This window comes from Streptomyces radiopugnans (assembly GCF_900110735.1).
GTDB lineage: Bacteria > Actinomycetota > Actinomycetes > Streptomycetales > Streptomycetaceae > Streptomyces > Streptomyces radiopugnans.
The window spans coordinates 41,188-62,423 of record NZ_FOET01000017.1; the positions used below are offsets into that span (position 1 = coordinate 41,188).

Sequence of the window (21,236 nt, forward strand, 5' to 3'; positions counted from 1 at the left end):
GACGGTCGAGTCCCGCTCGGGACGGGGAGGCGGACAGGGGCGGGGGCCGGTCGGTCAGTGGGGCGCCTCGCGCAGCGCCTTGGCGACCGTGGCGCCGATCAGCGCGATGGGCTCGGGTTCGGTCATCTCGTAGTGCCCGCACGGCACTCGGTGGTCGTGCAGGGTCCCCTCGACGTGGGGCCGCCAGCCCTCGATCTTGTCGGGCAGTACGGCCAGGTCGCCGGGGAAGTCGGTGGCCTCCTCCCGGGCGGCGCTGAAGAACAGCACATCGCCGCGGAAGACGCCGGGCGCGAACTGGGGTGCGATGCGCAGGTTGTTGCGCATGACCGCGGCGATGGCCTCGGCCTCGGCCCGGGTGACCGGCGAACTCGTCGGATCGGCCGCCAGGCCGGCGTCGACGCGGGCGAGGACGGCCGTCACGTCCGGCACGTCGGCCGCTCCCCGTTCGGCGGGAAGGCCGGCCACCCTCGCCAGCAGGGACGCCACCTGCCGTTCGACCGCCGCGGCGTCGTACTCCGTACCGTACGGCCGGGGGGCGTCCAGCATGGCCAGCAGTTCCACCCGCTCGCCCCGCTCCTGCAGGGCGCAGGCCATCGCGTGCGCCACGAAACCGCCGTAGGACCAGCCCAACAGCCGGTAGGGGCCGTGCGGTCGCACCTCGCGGACGAGGTCGACGTAGGAGGCGACCATGGACGCCGCGTCCGGCGCGGGCGGCCGGATGCCGTCGAGGCCGGCGGCCTGGATGCCGTAGACCGGCTGGTCGCCGCCGAGGTGGGGCAGCAGTCCCGTGTAGCGCCAGGACACGCCCGCCCCGGGATGGACGCAGAACAAAGGTGCGGCCTCACCCTGGGTCCGCAGCGGCAGAAGCGGGGCCAGGGCGTTCCTGCCGCCGCTCGGCTCCTGCGCTCCGGTGTCGTCGGCCGCCGCCAGGAGCCCGGCCACGGTGGGCGCGGCCAGCAGGGCCGCGGCGGGCACGTCGAGCACGTCGGCCTGACGCAGCCGGCCCGCCAGCAGGACGGCGCGCATCGAGTCGCCGCCCAGGTCGAAGAAGTTGTCGTGGACGCCGATGCCGCCGATGCCGAGGGTCTCCTCCCACAGGCGGGTCACGGCCTGTTCGCGTTCGGTGCGCGGGGGCACGTGTTCGGTCGTCAGGCGGGGCCGCGGGCCGAGGGCCGGCTCGGCGTCCGCCGCGGTCCCGGTGTCCGGCGCGCCGGGGTCCGTGCGGGCGCCGGGGGCGTCGATCCAGTGGCGGTGCCGTTCGAAGGCGTAAGCGGGCAGCGGCGCGCGCCGGGGCGTGCCCGGCACCTCGGGGAGCGCGGTGCCCACGCCCGCGCTCCACAGCCGACCCAGTGCCTCGGCCAGGACGAACCCGTCGTCGGCGTCGGCCTTGGCGTGTCGCATGGTGGTCACCGTCACCGGCGCGTGCTCCGCGAGCTGGGCGGCGGCCAGCTTGGTCAGGGTGTCGCCCGGCCCGATCTCCACCAGGACGGGACGGCGCTCCCACAGGGCGGTGACGCCGTCGGCGAAGCGCACGGTGTCGCGGGTGTGGTCGATCCAGTGCTGGACCGAGGTCGCCTGCGCGTCGGTGATCCAGGTGCCGGTGACGTTGGTGACGAACGGGATCCGCGGCGGGCGCAAGGTGACGCCGCGCAGGTGCTTCTCGTACGTCTCCAGCACCGGGTCCAGGACGTGGGAGTGGGCGGCGACCGGTATGCGCAGCCGGCGGAACGGGACACCCCGCCGGGTGAGTTCGGCCTCGAAGCGCGTGACGGCGTCGTCGTGCCCGGCGACGGTGCAGGCGGCGGGGCCGTTCACCGCGGCGAGGGACAGCTCCTCGTCGAGCAGCGGCAGCACCTCCTCCACGGGCGCCGCCACCCCGACGGTCGCCCCGCCCGCGGAGCTGATGAGCCGGAGGCGTTCGGTGACCAGGGGCAGCATCTCACCGAGGTCGATCACTCCGGCCAGGCAGGCGGCCGTGTACTCGCCGAGCGAGTGGCCGATGAGCGCGTCCGGGCGCACCCCCGCCGCCATGAGAGTGCGGGCGAGGGCGTACTCGGTGACCACCAGGGCGAGGAACGTGTTCGTGCTGTCGGCCTGCCGCCGCTCGAACAGGGCATCGCGCAGGTCGGCGCCGAGGACGGGGCGCAGGATGCGCGCGCACTCGTCGACGGTGTCGCGGTAGACGTCGTGCTCGCGGTAGAGCTCCGCGCCCATGCCGGGGTACTGCGTGCCGCCGCCCGGCAGCAGGAACGCCACCCGGGCGGGCTCGTCCGGAAGGGGCGGCGTGCCGGGCACGGCGCCGCGCAGCGCGGACAGGGCCTCCTCGCGGGAGGCGGCGGTCACGGCCAGGCGGTGGCGCAGCGCGGGCCGGTCGGCGCGCAGGGAGTGCGCGACGTCGTCCAGGCGCAGTTCCGGTCGCCTTTCGAGGTGACGGGCGAGGACCTCGGCCTGGCCGCGCAGGGCGCCGGCCGTACGCGCGGACAGGGGCAGCACCAGGCGGCGGCCGTCCGCGGGTGGGCGGGGCGGGGCGGGCGCGGTGGGCGGCGCCTCCTCCAGGACGACGTGGGCGTTGGTGCCGCCGATGCCGAAGGCACTGACCGCGGCCCGCCGGGGGTGTCCGCCCGCGGGCCAGTCCTCCAGGGTGGTGGGGACCCGGAACGGGCCGGCGGCGAAGTCGATGTGCGGGTTGGGCCGTTCGAAGTGCAGACTCGGCGGGATCCGCCGGTGCTCCAGGGCCAGGACGGCCTTGATGAGCCCGGCGATGCCGGCGGCCGCTCCGAGGTGGCCGATGTTGGTCTTCACGGAACCGAGGGCGCAGTAGCCGCGGCGCCGCGTGGACTGCCGGAAGGCCTCGGTGAGCGCGGCGACCTCGATCGGGTCCCCCAGGCGCGTGGCGGTGCCGTGCGCCTCGACCAGGCCGATGGTGCCGGCGTCCGTCATCGCCTGGGCCTGCGCCGCGAGGATGACCTCGGTCTGGCCGGCGGCACTGGGCGCGCTGAAGCCCACCTTGCGGCGTCCGTCGTTGTTGACGGAGCTGCCCCGGATGACGGCGCGGATGCGGTCGCCGTCGGCGAGGGCGTCCTCCAGCCGTTTGAGGACGACGGCGCCGACGCCGTCGCCGGAGGAGGTGCCGGCCGCGTCCTCGGCGAACGCCCGGCAGTGCCCGTCGGGCGAGAAGGGGCCGCCGGGCACGTAGCGGTAGCCGAGCAGCGCCGAGGGGTTGACGGAGACGGCGGCGGCGAGCGCGGTGTCGCACCGGTAGTCGAGCAGGTCCTGGCAGGCGGTGTGCACGGCGACGAGTGCGGTGGAACAGGCCGTCTGCAGCGACAGACTCGGGCCGGTCAGCCCCAGCTCGTAGGAGACGCGGGTGGCGAGCGTGCCCAGGGAGTTGGCGGTGGCCGCGTGCACGAGCTCCACCGATCCGGGCTGCCCGGCGTACCGCGGATGGACGTGAGCCGGGTAGTAGCGGCTGTCGCCACTGCCCGCGTACACGCCGAACGTACCGGTCGCGGCGCCGGAGCCGAGGACCGCGGCGTCCTCCAGTGCGTGGTACGCCGTCTCCAGCAGCAGCCGCTGCTGGGGGTCGATGACGGCCGCCTCGGCGGGGCTGTAGCCGAAGAACCCGGAGTCGAAGCGGTCGATTCCCTCGATGACCGACGCCATGCGGACCAGCGTGGGGTCGTCGAGGTCGCGCTCGGCTCCGCCGGCGGCCAGGAACTCCTCGTCGGTGACGGGCCGCACCGACTCGCGTCCGGCGGCCAGGTTGTCCCAGAACGCGTCCAGGTCGTCCGCGCCGGGGAAGCGGCCCGCCATGCCGATCACGGCGACGACCGGGGCCTGCTCGTCCTGCGGTTGGGGGGTCTCAGGCATGGCCTCGGTCCTTCCCGTGCCGTGCGGAGCGGCGGGCGCGGGCCAAGCGCTGCCGCTGGGCTCGTTCTTTGGCGCGGTCCAGGCCGCTCGGCCCGGCCCCGGCGATCGGCGACGGCGCCTGCGGGTCCACCGTCGGCGGGGCACCCGTGGCCTCGGGGACCTCCGGCCCGGTCAGGGTCGACAGGTGGCGGGCCAGGTCGCGCACGGTGGGGTGCGCGAACAGGTCGACGACCGGCAGTTCGCACCCGAAGGCCCCCTCGACCGCGCTCTGGGCGGTGACCAGGAGCAGCGAGTTGCCGCCCAGGTCGAAGAAGTTCTCGTCCGGGCCGACCCGGTCGCGGCCCAGGACCTCGCGCCACAGGCCGGCGAGTCGGCTCTCCAGCGCCCGCAGCCGCTCCCCCGCATCGTCGGAGGGCGCCACCGAATGCTCGGCGCCGCCGGCCGCGCGCAGCACCCAGTGGTCACCGCCGGCGGCCTCGGCGGCGGCCCGGTGCAGCGCGCCGAGGTCGGCGCCCTCCTCCAGGGCGACGCGTCCGGCCAGTCGCCGCACCTGCCGGGCCGGTTCGAGGACGTGGCTGCGGACCCAGGGGGCGCTGCGGTCGGCGCCAATCAGCAGGTGGGGTTCGTCCAGGGTGCGGGCCAGGTCGAAGGAGCGCAGCGCGGCGGCGGTGTCCAGGACGCGGTAGCCGCGGGCCTCGGTGAGCGGGGTGAGCCGGTAGCCGCTGCTCATGCCCCGCTCGCGCCACATGCTCCAGGCCAGGCTCTGCGCGGGTAGTCCGAGGGCGCGGCGGTGCGAGGCGAGCGCGTCGAGGTAGGCGTTGGCGGCAGCGTAGGCGGTGTTCATGGCGCCGCCGAAGTAGCCGTTCACCGAGGAGAAGGTGACGAAGGAGCCCACCGGATGGTCCGCGCTCGCCCGGTGCAGGGTCCAGGCGCCGCGCACCTTCGCGTCCAGGGCCTCGCGCCAGGCGGCCGGGTCCAGTTCGCCGACGGGGCGCTCGACGAGGGTCCCGGCCAGGTGCAGTACGGACACCAGGGGCGCGCCCCAGTGCTCGGCGGCCGCGCGGACGGCGTCCCGTACCTGTCGCTCGTCGGTCACGTCGGCGCACGCGTACCGCACCTCCCCGAGTTCCCGCAGCCGCCGGTAGGCCTCGATGCGGGCGGCCGGGTGCCCTCCGGCGGCCAGGTGCCCCGGCCAGGCGTCCTCCACGGGCAGCGGGGTGCGGCCGAGGACGAGCAGCCGGGTGCCGGGCGTCCGCAGGAGGTGGGCGGCGAGCTCGGTCCCGACGCCGCCCAGTCCCCCGCTAACCAGGTGGAAGCCGTCGGCGGGGGGCGGTTCGGCACGGGGTGCCGACTCTGGCAGGGGGGCCAGCCGGCGTACCAGGCGCCGTCCGCCCCGGCGGGCGACCTCGGTGTCGGCGGGGGTGCTGGCCGCCTCGGCGAGCAGCAGGGGTACGGGGTCCTCGTCGCTTCGCGGGTCGAGGTCCAGATGGACGCACCGCAGCCCGCCCAGCTCCTCCCGCAGCGACTTCAGCACAGCGCCGGCCATGGCGTGCGCCGGGGAGGGGCGGTCCTCGGCGGTGACCGCCTGGGCGCCCGCCGTCACGTACAGCAGGTCGACCGGGCCCTCGCCGGCCGGCCCGGCCTGCCCGGCGGGCCGGCCGGCGAGGGCCCGGGCCAGCGCGATCAAGGGGGCGGTGGCGGCCTGGGCGGCCGCCGGGTCGGCCGTCGCGCCGGTGTGCAGCGCGCCGAGGTGCACAATGGCGTCGACCGGCCGCCCGTCGGATTCGAGGGCCCGCAGCAGCGCCTTGTGGTCGGCCTCTTCGGCGAAGCGGATCCGGTGGTGGGCCGCGTCCTGCCGGGCGTACGACGCCCCGTCGGTGACCTGGGTGCACAGCCCGCCGTCGGCCCGCAGCGCCCGCGCGAGGCGCCCGGCGAGGTCCTGTGCCCGCGGGTCGCCGCCCGCGAGGACGAGGACGTGCCGGCCGGCCGCCGCCGCGCGCGGGCGGTGGCGCTCGGCCCGCTGCCACACCGGCCGCAGGAACCAGTCGGGCAGGGTGGCGGCCGTCCCCAGCAGCAGCTGGGCCTCGTGGATCGCGCCGTCGAAGGCGCCCGCCTCAAAGCTCTTGCGCAGCCTGGTCCGCTGGATCTTGCCGATCTCCGTCTTCGGGACGTCGTCGGCGGCGACCGGCACGAGGAAGGCGGGGCTGACGCCGATCTCCCGGGTCACCTTGCCGGCGATCTCCCGCAGCGCGGTGGCGGGGTCGTGCTCCGGCGCGAGGTGGACGAACAGGGCGAGTTCGTCGGTGGCCGCCGACGGGTCGGAGCGCACCGCGACCGCGGCGGTGAAACTGCGGACGGCGTAGGGCAGTTCCTCGACGCAGGCCTCGATCTCGTGGCTGTAGTGGTTGACGCCGTTGACGATGATGACGTCCTTGGCGCGGCCGGTGATGTACAGCTCACCGTCGCTCAGGAATGCCAGGTCGCCGGTGTCGAACCAGCCGTCGTCGGTGAACGCCTCGGCGTTGGCCGCCGGGTTGTCGTGGTAGCCGCCGGTCACGGAGGTGCCGCGGACCTGGAGCCGGCCGACGTCGCCCTCGGTGAGGACGGTGCCGTGTTCGTCGACGATCCGCATGGCGAAGCCGGGGTAGGGCAGGCCGCAGCTGACGAACGTCTCGCCGGTGCCCGGCGGTTCGGCCGGCAGCACGGCGTCGGTGACCACCGAGCAGGTCTCCGACATGCCCCAGCCGGGGTGCATCACGCCCTGCGGCAGCCCGAACGGCTTCAGCGTATGCAGGAACCGGCGGGCGGCCGCGGCCACCACGACCTCACCGGCGTTCATCACCAGCCGCATCGGCGACAGGTCCCACTCCCGGTCCCGGAAGCGGTCGGCCTGCTCGGCCAGCAGCCCGAAGGCGAAGTTGGGCGCCCAGGTGACGGTGACCCGGTGCCGGTGGGCGAGGTCCATCCAGCGCAGCGGGTCCTGAAGGATCCAGGAGGTCGGCGCGTGGATCTGCCGGCATCCCAGGTACACATCGCGCAGGTGGAACATCACCACACCGGTGACGTGGTCGAGCGGGATCCAGTTCAGGGAGACGTCCCGCTCGCCGAGCCCGTTCATCTGCTCGGTGGCGACGGACCGGGTCAGCACGTTGCGGTGGGTCAGGCGCACGGCCTTGGGCAGGCCGGTGCTGCCGGACGTCATCAGCATCAGGAGGAGGTCGTCGGGCCGGGCGGCGTACCAGTCGCGGTCCTCGGGCGCCTCCCGCAGCGCGTCAGCGGTCGTCAGCCGAAGCCCCGGCCAGCCCTGGCGGGCCGCCAGGTCGCGCAGGCCGGGCTCCAGGTCAGCGGAGCACACCATCCAGGGCCGACCGAGCATTCGCCAGATGCCCTCCAGCTTGGTCAGTGCCGCCGAGGAGGCGGCGTAGGAGGCGGGGACGGTCAGCGGGACGGCGACGAAACCGCCGAGGACGCAGCCCCACAGCACGGCGAGGAAGTCCTCGGTGGCGTCGCACTGGAGGATCACCTGGTCGCCGGGGCGCAGTCCGGCCCGCCGCAGTCCCGCGAGGACCCTGGACGCCTCCGAGAGCAGGGACGCGTAACCGTGCCGCGTCTCGCTGCCGTCGGCGTGCACGTGCACGATGTCGCCGTGGCCGTGTTCGGCCGCGCGGACGAGGGCCTGCGCCCAGCCGGGCACGGTCGGTTCGGTCAGCTCCGGCCCCTCGCTCAGCGCCGGGACGGCCCCGGTCGCGGTGCGCGGGCCGTCGGCCGGTGCCGACGGGGCGGTGCGGCGAGGGGGGCCGGCGGGCCGGTGGCCCAGCTCCTCCGGAACGGCCTCCACCCCGGCCTCGACCGTGCGGACACCGGGGACACGGGCGAGTCGCTGCCGCCAGGATTCGGCGGCCGTGCGGTCCACCAGCGGCAGAGCGCGCAGCGCGCCGGTGTCGAGCGCCCCGTCGGCGGTGCGGGGCAGGGCGTTGACCGCCGTGACGCGGACGGCGCCGTGGCCGGCCTCGTCGAGGATCCGCTCGACGCGCTCGGCGGCGTCCGCGCGGCCCGCCACCACGTACAGGTGCGGCGATTCGCCGTCGGGGCCGGGCAGGGCGACCGCGTCGCGGATGCCGGGCACGGACAGGGCCGTGTCCGTCGTCCCGGCGGCGTCGGCCACGCGGGACGCGGCCGGGGTGCATGGGGGCGGCGCCGGGAGATCCCCGATCCTGCGGTCCGGGTCCGCGCACACCGCGCGCAGCAACTCCCGCAGGGCGCGGGCGAACCCCTCGGCGGTGGAAGTGTCGTACAGGTCCGTGGCGTATTCGATGTGCAGGTCGAGCCCGTCGGGCGCGCCGTCGTCACCGTGCCGTTCGAGGACGTCGACGAAGAGGTCGAACTTGGCGGTGCCGGTGGCGGTGGGCCGCAACGGCACCTCGCGGTCGTCCAGCCGGAGCACGGCGGGCTCGTTGTTCTGCAGCGCCAGCATGACCTGGAACAGCGGGTGACGGCCGGGGCGGCGGGGCGGGTTCAGCTCGTCCACCAGCCGGTCGAAGGGCAGGTCCTGGTGGTCCAGTGCCGCCAGGTCGTGCGGGCGCAGCCTGGCGAGCAGGTCCCGGAAGGCGGGGTCGCCGGAGGTGTCGGCACGCAGGGCGAGGGTGTTGGTGAGCAGCCCGATCAGGTCGTCCAGGGCGGGTTCGGAGCGGCCCGCGACGGGGGTGCCGACGACGATGTCCTCGCCGGCTCCGCAGCGGGTGAGCAGGGCGCTCACCGCGGCGTGCAGCACCATGAAGAGGCTGGCGCCCTCACTCTCGGCCAGGCTCAGCAGTTCCTGGTGGAGTGCGGCGTCCACGGTCTCGGTGACATGGGCGCCGCCGCCGCGCGGGGACGCGGGACGGGGCCGGTCGCCGGGCACCGTGCACTCCTCGGGCAGACCGGCCAGCGTCTCGCCCCAGCGGGCGGTCAGCCGCTCCAGCCGTCCTCCGCCGTCCGGGTCGGGGGCGAGCAGGGCGCGTTGCCAGACGGCGTAGTCGGCGTACTGCACCGGCAGTGGTTCCCATGCCGGGGCCCGGGCCTCCCGGCGCGCCATGTAGGCGGCGGACAGGTCGTCCGCGAGGGGGCGCAGCGACCAGCCGTCGGCTGCGCTGTGGTGTAGCACCAGCAGCAGCGTCCGCTCCTCCCCGGTCCCCAGCAGCCAGGCGGCCAGGGGGCTTTCGCCGGTCAGGTCGAAGCGGTGCAGGGAGGCCGCGGTGACGTGGGCGGCGATCTCGTCGGCCGGGCAGTCCACCCGGCGCAGCCGCGGGCGCTGCTCCCCCGGCGGCAGGATCCGCTGATGGGGTACACCGTCCTGCTCGGCGAACACCGTGCGCAGACTCTCGTGCCGGTCGGCGAGGTCGCCGAGCGCCGCCTCCAGCGCCTCGGCGTCCACGGTGGAGCCGACCGGCACGACCAGCGGGATGTTGTACGTGGCCGCGGCGCCGTCGAGCCGGTTCAGGAACCACATGCGTTCCTGGGCGTAGGACAGCGGGACGCGCTCCGGACGGTCGACGTCGCCGAGTGCCGGGCGGTCGGGAGCGGTGCCCGGCCGGTCGGCGAGCCGCTGCGCGAGCGCCGCCGGTGTCGGGCCGTCGAACAGGGCGGTGACGGGCACCTCGACCCCGGTCTCGTGCCGCAGGCGGGCCAGCAGGCGGGTGGCGAGCAGGGAGTCGCCGCCCAGGTCGAAGAAGTCGGCGTCGGCGCCCACCGTGTCGCGCGGCAGTCTCAGCACGTCCTCGAACAGGGCGCACACCAGGCTCTGCCGGGGGGTCTCCGGGCGGGCGCCGGCCGCGGCGGCGGCGAAGTCGGGCGCGGGCAGGGCGTCGGTGTCGAGCTTGCCGTTGGCGGTCAGCGGGAGCGCGTCGAGGCTCATGCAGGCCGCGGGGACCATGTGGTCGGGCAGGTGCGCGGCGGCGTGGGCGCGCAGCTCCACCGGACTCGGCGGCTCCTGCCCGGCGGACACCGTGTAGGCGACAAGCTGCCGGGCGCCGTTGTCGGCACGGCGTACGACGACGGCGGCCCGGGAGACCCGAGGGTGGGCGGCGAGGACGGCTTCGATCTCGCCGGGTTCGACGCGGAAGCCGCGCAGCTGCACCTGCTGGTCGGCCCGGCCCAAGTACTCAAGGGTGCCGTCGGCGCGGCGCCGCGCCAGGTCGCCGGAACGGTACATCCGGCCACCGGGCGGGCCGAAGGGGTCGGCGAGGAACCGCTCGGCGGTCAGCTCGGGCCGGCCGAGGTACCCGGCGGCCACGCCCGCCCCGGCCACGTGCATCTCGCCGACGGCGCCCGGCGGCACCGGCCGGCCCGCGGCGTCCAGCAGGTACACCCGCAGGCCCGCCAGCGGCCTGCCGATGACACTCCTTCGGCGGGGGTCCGTAAGGTCGGCCGGGGCGATGCGGTGGTGGGTGACGTGCACGGTGGTCTCGGTGATGCCGTACATGTTCACCAGCGCCGGGCTTTCGAGACCGTGCCGGTCGGCCCATGGCCGCAGGCGTTCGGGGCGCAGGGCCTCACCGCCGAAGACGACGTAGCGCAACGTGCCCGCCGGGTCCGGGCTGCTGCCGGGCTCCTGCTCGCCGTCCGCGTCCATGAGCTGCTCGAAGGCGGACGGCGTCTGGTTGAGTACGGTCACGCCCTCGCGGTGCAGCAGCCGCAGGAAGTCCCCGGGCGAACGGGTGACGGCGTACGGAACGACGACGAGCCGGCCGCCGTGCAGCAGCGCGCCCCAGATCTCCCACACCGAGAAGTCGAAGGCGTAGGAGTGGAACAGCGTCCACACGTCCGTCTCGCCGAAGTCGAACCGCTCGGCCGCGGCGGCGAAGAGGCGGACGACGTTGGCGTGCGGGACGGGCACGCCCTTGGGACGGCCGGTGGAGCCGGAGGTGTGGATGATGTACGCGATGTCCGACGGGCTCGTCGGGCCCGGACGCTCGGTGTCGGTCAACCGGCCGGCCGGGCGGGCGGCGAGGTCCGCCTCGACCGCGGGGTCGTCCAGGACGACGGTGGGGACGCCGCCGGTGAGATGTTGGGCGAGGTCGGTCTCGGTGAGGAGCAGGACGGGTGCCGCGTCGTCCATGACCAGCCGCAGGCGTTCCGCCGGGTGACCGGGGTCCAGCGGGAGGTAGGCGGCGCCGGTCTTGAGGACGGCCAGCAGGGCGGGCAGCAGCCGCATGCCCCGGTGCAGTGCCAGCGCCACCACCCGGCCCGGGGCCGCGCCACGCTCGGCCAGGAGCCGGGCCAGGCGGTTGGCCTCGGCGTCGAGTTCCGCGTAGGTGAACCGTTCGCCCTCGTACGTCACCGCGATGCGCCGCGGCCAGTCCCTGGCCTGCCGCTCGAACAGGTCGGTGAGGGTGGCGGTGACCGGGAGGTCCCGCACGGGAAGGTCACGCGGATGCTCACCGGGCAGCAGCAGGTCCAGGTCCCCCACGGGTGCCGTGGGCGCGGCCTGAGCCAGTCGGCGCAGGAGGACCAGGAACCGGTCGCGGTGCAGGGCGAGTTCGTCCTCGTCGTACAGGGCGGGGTTGGCGTCGAAGGCCAACCACAGCCCGTCGGGCCGGGTCCCGGGCCGCACGGTGATCTGAAGGTCGTCGACGGCACCGCCGGAGAGGTGGTGCCAGGTGGCCGGGCGGCCGCCGAAATCGAGGGACTCGGTGAACGGGACGATTTTCAGCACCGGTCCGTACAGTCGGCGCCCGGCGCCCAGCAGGTTCAGGTCGCGGCGGATGAACTCGCCCCGGTACCGCTGGTGCCGGCGCAACTGCCGGACTTCGTCGGCGACCGCCCGGACCAGGTCGGCGACGGCAGTGCCGGGGTCGGCGGCCACGCGCAGCGGCAGGACGTCGGAGGCGGTGCCCGGAGTGCGCAGGGCGGCGCTGCCCAGCCGGCTCATCGTGGCCATGCCCAGCACGAGGTCGTCGGCACCGGTCATGCGGTGTAGGTAGACGGCGACGGCGGCGGTCAGCAGGTCGGTGCGCGTGACGTCGAGCCGGGTGGCCGCGTCCGCCAGGGCCTGTGCGTCGGCGCTCCCCAGCTCCACGGTGCGGCGCAGGAACGGGGCGACGGGGGCGGCGGTGCGGCGCGTGAGCCGCACGGGCTCCGGCAGTCCGGCCAGCCGCCGGGACCAGTACGCCCGGTCGCGGGCGCAGCGCTCGGAGGCGAGGTAGGCCGCCTCCTCCGTCTGCAGCCGGCTCACGGGCGCGAAGACGGTCGGGGCGGGTTCGCGCTCCTCGGCCAGCGCGTTGTAAGTGTCGGCGAGGCGGCGGCCGAGGAGCTTGTAGCTGTAGCCGTCGAGCAGGATGTGGTGGGCCCTCAGCAGCCAGAAGTGCCGGTCGGGGGCGAGGGTGAGCAGGGTGTGCGAGAACAGTGGCCCCTTGTCCAGGTCCGCCGGCGTCGCGAGGTCCGTGCGGATCCACTCCCAGGCAGCGTTCTCGGGGCGGTCGGCGTCGCTGACGTCGATCCGCCGCAGTGCCCAGTCGTCCGCGTCCGGCGCCCGGTGGCAGCGAGGGCCGTCGTCCGTGTCGAGGAAACGCAGGGCGAAGGTGTCGGCCTCGCCCACGGTCCGGCGCAGGGCCTTCTCGAACAGGCCGGTGTCGAGGGCCCCGTGGATCTCCACCGCCTCTGCGGTGTTGTACGCGGCGCTGTCGGGCGCGAGCCGTCCGGCGTACCAGAGTCCCTCCTGGGCTCCGGACAGCGGCTGGTGGTCGTCCTCGCGGAGTGACTCCTCGTGGAGTGACATGGCACAACCCTCACGTGGCAAGTCGTGATGTCCCGGCCGGGACGGCCCGGCCGGGCGGACAGGGGTGCGGCCTCGGCCCACGGAGCGGGGAAGGGGGGCGCACACCGGGAGCGTGGGGTCGGCACGGCCCCACCGCCGGTCCTGCAAGTGCCCCCAGGGTGCGACGAGGGGCCGAAGCCGATCAAGCCCGGACCGGTCCCGCGCCGGGAATTCAGGTATTTCCCTGAAGAACGCGAGGACCGGGATAGCGGCGATACCGGCAGACTTCAAGGAATTCCCGCGACTTTCGTCCGACCCTCTGCCTCGGGTGGATTCACCGGCCCCCGGCGTTGCACTCTCGAACGGGCGTCGGGCGCTCGAGCCCCGGCAGTGACGATGTTTCACCACCCCCTGAAGCGGAAAATGAGATCGAAGGAAAGAAGGCTGGCGGTATGCACCGTGCGTTGTGTCCGGTCGAGAAGCTGTACGTCGGACAGCGAAGCAGAGCGGTGCTCTCCTGCACCCTGCGCGGACAGGTCGACGCCGGGGCGCTGTCCGCTGCGTTCGACGCCGTCGCGCAGACCCACCCGACGCTGCGCGCGCGTATCGCGCCGGACGGCCAGGGCTTCGCGCTGCATCTCCTCACCGAGGACGAACGGCCCCGGCTGATCACCCGCACCGGCGGCGAGGAGGCCTACGCGGCGGAGTTGAACACTCCCCTGCCGGTCGGAGGCCCGCTCAGCCGCGCGGTCCTGGTGAGCGCGCCGGAGGGCGACCGCCATCTGTTCGTCCTCGTCGTGGACCACACGGTCACGGACGGGCACAGCAGCATCGCCGTGCACAACACCCTCTGGGATCACTACCGGGCCCTGGTCGAGGGCGGTGCGGACAAGGGGGAAGCGGCCGCGGCCGGCTCGGCCGCCGGCGTCCCCGGGGACAGCGCGGACTCCCCCGGCTGGCCGCGGCCCGTCAGCCGGCTGCTGCCCGACGCCGACCCGGCGGCCACCGCCGCCTACCTGGAGCGACGCGTCGAGGAGGTGCGTCGGTACCCCGTCCAGCTCGTGCCCTACGACGTGCCGCGTCCGGCCGGCACCGGCGCCCGGCCGGGCGCGGAACCGGCCGGCGACGGACACATCGAGGTGTGCCGGCTGACCCTCGACGAGGAGCGCACCACCCGGCTGCGGCGGACTGCGCGCGGGGCGGGTCTGTCCGTGCACTCCCTCGTCGCCGCCTCGCTGCTCACGACGGCACGGCGTCGCCTGGAGGGCGACGGCCCCCGCACACTCGGCTGCCTGTCCCCCGTGGACCTGCGGTCCCGGCTGTCCCCGCCGCTTCCCGCTTCGGTCATGGTCCCGGCCGTCACCACCCACCTGCAGACCGTCGATGTCGCCACGGACACCGACCCGACGGCGCTGGCGCGCACCGTCCACATCCGGCTGCGCGACTTCATCGCCCGCGCGGACCAATATCACGAGATGCGGATCACGCCGGAGATCCCCCGGAACCCGGCCCTGCAACTGGCCACCGTGATCGCCACGAACATGGGCGTCGTCCCCGGTCCCCGGCTGCCGGCCGGACTGCACGCCACCGACGTCCGGCTGGTGCCCGCCCGTGAGGACTACTTCCCGCAGGCGGGCCGCAGTCCCGTCATGGCGTGCGTGGTCTCCTTCGGGGGGCGGCTCGCCATCGAGTTCCCGCACTTCACCGCCTGCTTCAGCCCTTCCTTCATGCGGGCTTTCCGCGACGACGTCCTCACCGGGCTCCTCGCCTTCACGGACGTCTCCGAGCCCCTGCCCGCGCCCGCGAACGCCCGGTGAGGACGGCCACCCCGGCCCACCGCGCCCGACCGCATCGGCTGCCATAAGGAGCACTCCCCCACATGAGCACCGTCAGCCATATCCCCACCCCCCTTGCGCTGCTGCCCCGAGCCCAGTCGGGCGACGAGCAGGCGATGAACCACCTGCTGACCGAGATCACGCCGTACGTCGCCCGCCTCTGCCGATCCGTCACCCACGACGACGGCGCCGACGCCACCCAGGAGGCGCTCCTCGCCGTCTACCGCGGTCTGCGCACCCTGCGCGAGCCGGCCGCGTTCTACGGCTGGGTGCGTGCGGTGACGCTCCGCGAGGCCGTCCGCACCGCGAAACGCGCGGGTGACGAAGGAACCTACGTGCAGGTCGACCCGGGCCAGGAGGCCAACCCGCTGGACGCCGTGCACATCAGCGACGTACTGGAACGACTCTCCACCTCCCACCGGCAGGTGCTCACCCTGCGCGCCTACGGGCTCAACGAGGAGGAGATGGCGCGGGTCCTCTCCCTGCCGATAGGGACGGTCCGGTCCCGTCTGCACCGGGCCCGCTGCCGGTTCCGGGAGGCCTGGCTGCCCTCGGCCGCCTAGTCCGTACCGGCCGGGCCCGGCCGGTGCAGGCCACCGGTGCCGAGGCGGCTGCCGGCGGTGCACACCGTCGGCAGCCGCCTCGGAGGGGACCACGAAGCGGCTACTCGACGAAATCCGGCAGGACGCACGGTGGCCACTGCCCCATGGCGAACATGCCCAGCCCATGGGCGCGCGCCACGAGCGCGGGGCGGTTGGGAGCGTCGAACCTGCGCAGCAGCCGCCCCACCCGGTATTCGACTCCCTGACGGCTCATGTAGAGGCGGCTGGCCAACTGCACCGTCGATGCGCCGCCCGCCACTCCTTCGAGTACGCGCGCGTCGATTTCGCTGAGTGTCTGCAGGCCGCTGGGCTCCGCCGGATCGGCGTCCCCGATGTGGCGGAGCAGGATGACCAGTCCGGCCGGACCGTCGGGGCCGGCGACCGCTATGGCCGTGAGGTTCGCGGAGAAGGTCCGGCCGGCACCGTCCCGGCCGGTCACCCGCTCCGTGAACCGGTTCGACCGGCCTTCGGTGAGATCGGTGAACCGGCGCCGCAGGCTCGCGGGCGGCGGTGCGAGGAGGAGGTCGCAGAGGTCACGGCCGCAGATCGCGCCCGGACTCAGGCCGAACGCCCCGGCGAATTCCTCCTCCGCGGCGGCGACGGTGGTGCCCCGGGTGGAGGCGTGGGTCGTGTAGGTGCGACGCCGTCGGCTGTCACGGGCGTCCTGCGGCACGGCTTGGGCGGCGGAGTCAGCGGCTGCCTTTCGGGGGCCGGGGGAGGAAAGGGAAGAGGGGAAGGAGGCGGTGCTGCTCGTGGTGGCCACAGACGTAGCGCCCTTCTGTGCGCGTGGGGGGCTGGGATCGCGTCACGACCATCGGATAACGTTGTCAGGGCTCTTCGTCCCTCGGGTTGCCCGCTTGAGGTCCTCAGGAGGCACCACCATGCCCGTGTGGACTGCCGGAGCGGCCGCCGCGACCGCGGAAGCGTCTGTCAACACCTCCGGATCCAGACGCGACTGTCGCGACCAGCCGTGTGGTCGACCTCCATAACGAGCCCGAATGGGCGCGAGGGGGCACGGAAACCTCCGGAGACGAGGGGCGAGGTCGCATCAGGTCGGCAGCACTTTGCAGGCTAAAGCCGGGCAACGTCCTTGGCAAGGGTTTGCCTGATGAGACCGGCGCATTGCCAAATCTTTTTATCCGGGCCTTATTTCGGACGGCCGCAACCAACTCCCGAGGGACCGGAAAGGTAACGGGCAGGGGAAAAACCGGCAAATTACCTGGATGTCTCGCGGTTGCAACTGTGTTGCCCCCACCGTCGGCGGTTCATAAAATACGGACAACTTCCGCACGCCGCCCGCGAAACACGTGGAAGGGAGCGGACTCACGGTGACCTCAGAGGATCAGAGGGTGGGAATGCTCGGGCAGCCGCACTTCGGGCGACGGCTGAGGAAGCTCAGACTCGAACGAGGGCTGAGCCAGGCGGCGGTCGTCGGCGAGGGCATGTCGACGGGGTACCTGTCACGGCTGGAGTCCGGTGAACGCCGGCCCACCCCGCGCGCCGTCACCTACCTCGCCCAGCGGCTCGGCGTCGATGTGTCCGCGCTGAGCGAGCCGTTGGGCGGCGGTTCCCTCGGTCACGCGCTCGCCGCCGCATCCTCGGCGCCACCCGGCGCGGACAGCACCGTCGGCCTGCTCCGCGCGCTGCGGGACGACGAGCGCGCCGAACCCACCGACCGCTGGCACGCGCTGTGGCTGCTCAGCCGCGTCGACAACAGCAACGGCGACCACGAGAGGGAGCGCGGCCGACTCCGCGAGCTCATCGAGTTGAGCGAGTTCCTGGCGGCACCGGAACTGCGGGCGAGGACGAACATCCAGTACGCGCGCTGCCTTCGGGCCCTGGGCGACCTGCGCACGGCGGAGTCGGCGGCCGTGACCGCGCTGGCGATCGCCCGCGAGGAAGACCTGCAGGTGGCCGACACCATGGCCGCGCTCGTGGTGCTGATCGGCGTCGAGACCGAAATGGGCCGACTCGACGCGGCCGACCGGTACGTCCACGAACTGGAGCGGGACCTGCTTCCCGCGGCCACGGCCTCCCAGACGGCCGAGGCCCTGTGGGCCGCGTCCCTGGTCAGTCACCGCCAAGGTGACCACGCCACCGCACAGAACCGCCTGGAGACGGCACTGAGCCTGCTCCGGAGCCGGGACGACCTGGCCTTGTGGACACGCCTTCGCACCGCTGCGACCGCCGCCGCGCTCGAGATGTCACCACCTCGGCTGGAGGCGGCCCGGCGCTGGCTGGACGAGGCCGAGGCGGCCATCGAACTGACCGGCACACCCTTACAGGTGCAGGAGTTGCGCGCGTTACGCGCCCATCTGGCCTTCCACCAGGGAGAACTGGACGAGGCCCGGGCGCTGTGCCGCGCCCTGCTGTCCGACGACGGACTGCGACTGCCCTACCGGGACCGGGCACGGCTGCTCGTCCTCGAAGGCCGGCTGACCATCCTGGACGGGCGCGTCGACGAGGGCATCACGACCCTGGAACAGCTCGGTCACCAGGCCGCGGGCTCGAGGAACCTGGACCTGGCAGCCCACGTCTGGCAGTCCCTGGCGACGACGCTGGCCCAGGTGTGCGTACCGGCGGCGCGCGGCGCGGTGGAATCCGTCCGCAGCCGTCCGTGACCGGTCGCGCCTTGGCGCGTGCGTCCCGGTGCGTCGGCTCCGGATCCGCGGTGATGGGGGCCGGGTCGCCGGGCCGATGCCGGAGGTGACGCCTCCGCACGTGACGAGGCCGCCGTCGTCGAGGGCCCCGGCCCGCGGCCACGCGTCCGCCCTGCGCCCGCAGGTCGTCCAGGGCGATGTGGTGCATGCTGCAGGGGCGCCCGGCGGTGAGACCGGCGGCGGACAGGCGAGGAGCCGGCCGAGCGGGTGATCGACTCCAACTGGGACTGCCCCTGGCCGCTGAACTGGCAAAGGAACTGAGCCGTGCTCCGCGACCTGGTCGCGGAGGATGGTCCCGATGTCCTTGACGAGATCCACCCCGACGTCACAGTCAACGGCGATGATCTCGGCACATGGCTCGAGCGGCAGCAGCGCGGCTGGAACCTCCTCACCGAGGCGCAGCAGGAACGCCTCGCCCGGCTGGGCCCGAGACCCGCCCAGCACCCCGTCCCTTCCTCAGCCGGGGCAGGCACGGCCAAGCGCACGGGAAAGCCCTCAGCGGCCTTCCAATGCGGCATCACAGCCCTCACCCATTCGCCTGCCGGCTCCTGGCAGACAGGCCCGGAGAGAATGCCGGCGTGGTCGGCAGGGCGGATCCGGCCGGGCCCGAACTTCTGCGCGTCCATGCCCGGCAGCATCCCAGCCATCACCGACACCCACGCCCCCGCATCGAGGCGGGGACGGGGTGGTGTCGGATAGAGCAGTGAGGACATCGGCCCCCGGCTCGCCCGGCAACGCATCCGATGGCAGCATCGCGCCGGCGGGCAACACGAGCGCCTGGCCACCTCCGTACGCTGCCGGTCACGGCTCCCCGCCCCGGGGCGTTACAGACGATCCGGTCGGCTGACCCGCTTGTAAGTGAGCGTTTGGTTCTCGGTTGTCCGTTTGGTTTGTGGTTCAGGTGCCGCGCCAGTTGGGGGTGGCTTCGCCGGTGAGGCGGCGGCTCATGAGGTCGATGGCCGCTATTTGGATCATGGCTTCGGAGCGGGCGGGCAGGGTTTCGTAGTCGCGGGCCAGGCGGCGGTGGTGCATGAGCCAGCCCAGGGTGCGTTCGATGACCCAGCGGCGGGGCTGGACGGTGAAGGTGCGGCTGGGGGCGGTGCGGTGGACGACTTCGAGGTCGATGCCGCGGGTGGCGGCGTGCTCGACGACGGTGTTCTTGTAGCCGGCGTCGGCCCAGGCCTTGGTGATGCTGCGGTGGTGGGTGGCGAGGTGGTCGAGCAGGTGGCCGCCTGCGGTGGAGTCGTGGACGCCGGCGGCGGTGACGAGCACGGTCAGAAGCAGGCCGAGGGTGTCGGTGGCGAGGTGGCGTTTGCGTACGGCGATCTTCTTGGCCGCGTCGAAGCCCTGGTCGGCGAGGTGGACGGTGGCGGAGGTCTTGACGGTCTGGGAGCCGGCAGGCAGGCGCTGGGCTCGGTGTTGCGGCCTTCGGCCTCGCGGGCCAGGCGGCACAGCAGGCCGGTGAGCCGGTCGAAGACGCCGTCGGCTTCCCACTTGGCGAAGTAGCCGTAGACGCTCTGCCAGGGCGGGAAGTCGTGGGGGAGGTAGCGCCAGGGGATGCCGGTGCGGTCGACGTAGAGGATGGCGTCCATCAGGTCGCGCAGGTCGTGGGTGGGGCGGCGGATGCCGGCCCGGGCCGCTCGCCAGGCTTCCAGGGTGGGGCGGATCAGCTCCCACCGGGCGTCGGACAGGTCGCTGGGATAGCGTCGTCGCGGCTGCATACTGCCGGGATACGGCAGGGCTTCGTCGGTGGGCAGGGCGCACGGGATGTGGTGGAGGCATCGGGGCGAGCTGGGGCATCGCTAAATGAGACGGCGCACTCCCGGGCAAAGGATCACGCCCGGCGGGTGACCACTCAGCGCTGTTGGTGGCATATCAACGCAAACCGGGTACAGTCCACCGAAGAGTCGATCGGTGAAACCGCAGCAAAGCCTGCGATATGCGAACCAAACGCTCACTTAGGTCTTGCTCCGCGCCGCCGGCGCCAACCTGGCGGCCGCCCACACCGGCGGACGGGGCGACGTCACGCAGGGACGCCGAGCGGCGGATGCTCGAGCACGCGGGGCTTGTACTCGACCAGTTGGATGCGGCCGTCGAAGGTACGGTGCTCGATCATCTCGAGGGCAACGTCCGGATAACCGTCGTAGATGCGTTCTTCGCCCGTGGCCCCGGTGATCACCGGGAACATCACGACCCGGAAGCGGTCGACGAGTCCGGCACGCAGCAGGGACCGGCACAGGCTGAGGCTGCCGATCGTGCTGAGGAGCCCCGAGCCACTCGACTTCATGGCGCGGACCGCCTCGACGGCGTCGTCGCGGACGAGCGTGGAGTTGGCCCACGTCAGTGGCTCCTCGAGTGAGGAGGAGAACACCACCTTGGGCGCTTGCGTGAGCTCGTCGACGGACGCCTCTTCCTCGGGCCTGAACTCGTTTTGGCCATTCGGGACCTCGCCTGCGGCGAAGCCCGACATCAGGCGGTAGGTGTTCGCTCCCATCAGGTAGGTGGCCTCGGGCTGCTCGCCGAGCCATGCGAGGTACTCCGGACCCTCGAGGCCCCAGAACCCGGGCCATCCCTCTCCCGATGCGTAGCCGTCGAGGGTGGTGATGAAGTCGATGAGAAGCTCCGACATGGCGGTGTCCTTTCCTGGGGTGCCACGAGCTTGGACCGGCCGGAAGCCACAAACTCATCGGCCGCGCTGCGGAGTGACGAGAAAACCCATGACGCTGCAGCCGGTCAGGTCGGCGGAGCGGCACTGCTTCGGAGGGCGTGGAGTCCTACATGATTGCACTATGCACGCAGTCGGGTAATGATCTCCACGCGATTCCGGAACCTGAAGCCGCCCTGAGGGGCGCGGAGGCGGGGGTTGTAGGTGGTACGGGCCAAAAACAGGCCCAACGGGGTGCTCAGCGCCTGCCCGACGGGGGTGTCGGTGCCCATCTGTGCGATCACGGCAGCCCAGCGGCCGGCGGTGGTGTGGTCGCCGCCTGCGTCGCGGTGCAGACAGACGGCCGCCTGCCGCGGGTCCAGCGGCTGCAGGTGGATGCCAGCGGCGCCGTTGAGCCGCACGGGGACGCCGGGTCACCGCACGGCATCGCGGTAGGTACCCGGCCGGCCGGCACCAGAGGCTGTTTGGCAGGCAGGGCCCGGTCGAGGGCATCCAGAGCCGTCGGGTGCAGGGCAGGGGGAGTTCGTCGAAACCGTCCGGCAGCGGCAGGATGAGCCGGGCATCCAGCAGGGCCCGGGCCAGATCGACCGCCTCTGCCCCGGCCACGGCCGTCGGGATGGAGCCGCGCAGGCCGGGGTGGTCTCGGCGCAGTTGCTCGGCCAGCCAGTCCTCCAGTGGTCGGCGGGGATCCCGGGAGGCCAGGGAGAACAACACCGGTACCGGTCCACCGACGATCCGCTGTGCGTCCAGGTCCTGCAGCAGGCGGACGAGGAGCATCGTCTTGCCGGACCCGGGTTCACCCAGGACCACCAGGCGACGGGTGGGCACACGCCGGGCGAACGCCTCGCCGATCTGCGCATCCGAGCCCGC

8 protein-coding genes and 2 pseudogenes are annotated in these 21,236 nt (G+C 73.5%); 3 read left to right on the top strand and 7 right to left on the bottom strand.

Going from position 1 to position 21,236, the window contains the following annotated elements; translation table 11 throughout:
- Window positions 1-54 precede the first annotated feature (54 nt).
- Both BMY40_RS23545 and BMY40_RS23550 read right to left on the bottom strand, forming a co-directional pair.
- Window positions 55-3,870: a type I polyketide synthase gene (locus BMY40_RS23545; protein ID WP_093662791.1), complete on the bottom strand. Its 3,816-nt coding sequence runs from the start codon at window positions 3,868-3,870 to the stop codon at window positions 55-57.
- Window positions 3,863-12,625 (bottom strand): non-ribosomal peptide synthetase, encoded by an 8,763-nt coding sequence (locus BMY40_RS23550; RefSeq protein ID WP_093662792.1) that lies wholly within the window; start codon window positions 12,623-12,625, stop codon window positions 3,863-3,865. Before BMY40_RS23550 ends, BMY40_RS23545 begins: the two co-directional genes overlap by 8 nt.
- 431 nt (window positions 12,626-13,056) lie before the next feature.
- Between BMY40_RS23550 and BMY40_RS23555 the strand changes: the two genes are divergently transcribed.
- Window positions 13,057-14,421, top strand: a complete 1,365-nt coding sequence (locus BMY40_RS23555; RefSeq protein ID WP_093662793.1) for a phthiocerol/phthiodiolone dimycocerosyl transferase family protein — start codon at window positions 13,057-13,059, stop codon at window positions 14,419-14,421.
- A gap of 62 nt (window positions 14,422-14,483) precedes the next feature.
- Complete coding sequence (locus tag BMY40_RS23560) at window positions 14,484-15,002, top strand: RNA polymerase sigma factor (protein WP_093662794.1); 519 nt, start codon at window positions 14,484-14,486, stop codon at window positions 15,000-15,002.
- A gap of 100 nt (window positions 15,003-15,102) precedes the next feature.
- On the opposite strand, the gene BMY40_RS23565 is transcribed toward BMY40_RS23560, so the two are convergent.
- Entirely contained in the window at window positions 15,103-15,804 is a 702-nt protein-coding gene (locus BMY40_RS23565) for a helix-turn-helix domain-containing protein (protein WP_245770279.1), read from the bottom strand.
- A 592-nt stretch (window positions 15,805-16,396) separates the two neighbouring features.
- Between BMY40_RS23565 and BMY40_RS23570 the strand changes: the two genes are divergently transcribed.
- Complete coding sequence (locus BMY40_RS23570) at window positions 16,397-17,662, top strand: helix-turn-helix domain-containing protein (RefSeq protein ID WP_093662796.1); 1,266 nt, start codon at window positions 16,397-16,399, stop codon at window positions 17,660-17,662.
- Between the two features lie 936 nt (window positions 17,663-18,598).
- On the opposite strand, the pseudogene BMY40_RS23585 reads toward BMY40_RS23570, so the two are convergent.
- From BMY40_RS23585 to BMY40_RS28750, 4 genes and pseudogenes are all read right to left on the bottom strand, one after another.
- A pseudogene (locus BMY40_RS23585) lies at window positions 18,599-19,422 on the bottom strand (IS5 family transposase).
- Between the two features lie 302 nt (window positions 19,423-19,724).
- Window positions 19,725-20,330, bottom strand: coding sequence for a dihydrofolate reductase family protein (locus tag BMY40_RS23590; RefSeq protein ID WP_093662798.1), 606 nt, complete (start codon window positions 20,328-20,330; stop codon window positions 19,725-19,727).
- A 158-nt stretch (window positions 20,331-20,488) separates the two neighbouring features.
- On the bottom strand, window positions 20,489-20,767 hold the full coding sequence (locus BMY40_RS28745; RefSeq protein WP_245770290.1) for a hypothetical protein: 279 nt from the start codon (window positions 20,765-20,767) through the stop codon (window positions 20,489-20,491).
- A 124-nt stretch (window positions 20,768-20,891) separates the two neighbouring features.
- Window positions 20,892-21,194 (bottom strand): annotated as a pseudogene (locus BMY40_RS28750) (NACHT domain-containing protein); the annotation flags it as partial.
- Between the last annotated feature and the right edge of the window lie 42 nt (window positions 21,195-21,236).

Excerpts from the sequence above, each read along its gene's own strand:
- BMY40_RS23570 (WP_093662796.1), top strand. The coding sequence starts at position 16,397 with ATGCTCGGGCAGCCGCACTTCGGGCGACGGCTGAGGAAGCTCAGACTC.
- BMY40_RS23560 (WP_093662794.1), top strand. The coding sequence starts at position 14,484 with ATGAGCACCGTCAGCCATATCCCCACCCCCCTTGCGCTGCTGCCCCGA.
- BMY40_RS23550 (WP_093662792.1), bottom strand. The coding sequence starts at position 12,625 with ATGTCACTCCACGAGGAGTCACTCCGCGAGGACGACCACCAGCCGCTG.
- BMY40_RS23590 (WP_093662798.1), bottom strand. The coding sequence starts at position 20,330 with ATGTCGGAGCTTCTCATCGACTTCATCACCACCCTCGACGGCTACGCA.
- BMY40_RS23545 (WP_093662791.1), bottom strand. The coding sequence starts at position 3,870 with ATGCCTGAGACCCCCCAACCGCAGGACGAGCAGGCCCCGGTCGTCGCC.
- BMY40_RS23555 (WP_093662793.1), top strand. The coding sequence starts at position 13,057 with ATGCACCGTGCGTTGTGTCCGGTCGAGAAGCTGTACGTCGGACAGCGA.